Source organism: Cupriavidus phytorum (assembly GCF_003254285.1).
Lineage (GTDB): Bacteria > Pseudomonadota > Gammaproteobacteria > Burkholderiales > Burkholderiaceae > Cupriavidus > Cupriavidus phytorum.
This window is the reverse complement of sequence record NZ_QKZN01000034.1, coordinates 1-1,753: the sequence shown is the minus strand read 5'-3', so window position 1 is coordinate 1,753 and position 1,753 is coordinate 1. Positions and strand designations below refer to the sequence as shown.

The following is a 1,753-nucleotide window of genomic DNA, read 5'->3' as shown; positions in this document are numbered from 1 at the left end:
GCGTGGTAGGAGAGCGTTCTGTAAGCCTGTGAAGGTGTCTTGTAAAGGATGCTGGAGGTATCAGAAGTGCGAATGCTGACATGAGTAGCGATAAAGGGGGTGAAAGGCCCCCTCGCCGTAAGCCCAAGGTTTCCTACGCAACGTTCATCGGCGTAGGGTGAGTCGGCCCCTAAGGCGAGGCAGAGATGCGTAGCTGATGGGAAGCAGGTTAATATTCCTGCACCGTCGTATGATGCGATGGGGGGACGGATCGCGGAAGGTTGTCCGGGTGTTGGAAGTCCCGGTCCCTGCATTGGAGAAGGCGCTCAGGCAAATCCGGGCGCGGGATTCAAGGATGTGGGGCGAGCGGCCTAGTGCTGCGAAGCAATTGGAAGTGGTTCCAAGAAAAGCCTCTAAGCTTCAGTCATACGAGACCGTACCGCAAACCGACACAGGTGGGCGAGATGAGTATTCTAAGGCGCTTGAGAGAACTCGGGAGAAGGAACTCGGCAAATTGGTACCGTAACTTCGGGATAAGGTACGCCCTGGTAGCTTGACTGGCCTGCGCCAGAAGGGTGAAGGGGTTGCAATAAAATGGTGGCTGCGACTGTTTAATAAAAACACAGCACTCTGCAAACACGAAAGTGGACGTATAGGGTGTGACGCCTGCCCGGTGCCGGAAGATTAAATGATGGGGTGCAAGCTCTTGATTGAAGTCCCGGTAAACGGCGGCCGTAACTATAACGGTCCTAAGGTAGCGAAATTCCTTGTCGGGTAAGTTCCGACCTGCACGAATGGCGTAACGATGGCCACACTGTCTCCTCCCGAGACTCAGCGAAGTTGAAGTGTTTGTGATGATGCAATCTCCCCGCGGCTAGACGGAAAGACCCCATGAACCTTTACTGTAGCTTTGCATTGGACTTTGAACCGATCTGTGTAGGATAGGTGGGAGGCTTTGAAGCGTGGACGCCAGTTCACGTGGAGCCGTCCTTGAAATACCACCCTGGTTTGTTTGAGGTTCTAACCTTGGCCCGTGAATCCGGGTCGGGGACAGTGCATGGTAGGCAGTTTGACTGGGGCGGTCTCCTCCCAAAGTGTAACGGAGGAGTTCGAAGGTACGCTTGGTACGGTCGGACATCGTACCTAAAGTGCAATGGCAAAAGCGTGCTTAACTGCGAGACCGACAAGTCGAGCAGGTGCGAAAGCAGGACATAGTGATCCGGTGGTTCTGAATGGAAGGGCCATCGCTCAACGGATAAAAGGTACTCTGGGGATAACAGGCTGATACCGCCCAAGAGTTCATATCGACGGCGGTGTTTGGCACCTCGATGTCGGCTCATCTCATCCTGGGGCTGTAGCCGGTCCCAAGGGTATGGCTGTTCGCCATTTAAAGAGGTACGTGAGCTGGGTTTAAAACGTCGTGAGACAGTTTGGTCCCTATCTGCCGTGGGCGTTGGAATCTTGACGGGGGCTGCTCCTAGTACGAGAGGACCGGAGTGGACGTACCGCTGGTGTACCTGTTGTCTCGCCAGAGGCATCGCAGGGTAGCTATGTACGGAAGAGATAACCGCTGAAAGCATCTAAGCGGGAAACTCGCCTGAAGATGAGGATTCCCTGGAGGCTTGACCTCCTTGAAGGGTCGTTCGAGACCAGGACGTTGATAGGCTGGGTGTGGAAGCGCAGTAATGCGTTAAGCTAACCAGTACTAATTGCCCGTAAGGCTTGATCCTATAACCAGTGTGTTTCACCTGGTGTGTGTGATCGTGTCTGTGCC

The 1,753-nt window shown here is 54.2% G+C and carries 1 rRNA gene; it reads left to right on the top strand.

Annotated elements, in window-relative coordinates:
• A 23S ribosomal RNA gene (locus tag C7416_RS28760) occupies positions 1-1,709 on the top strand; the annotation flags it as partial.
• Positions 1,710-1,753: the final 44 nt, after the last annotated feature.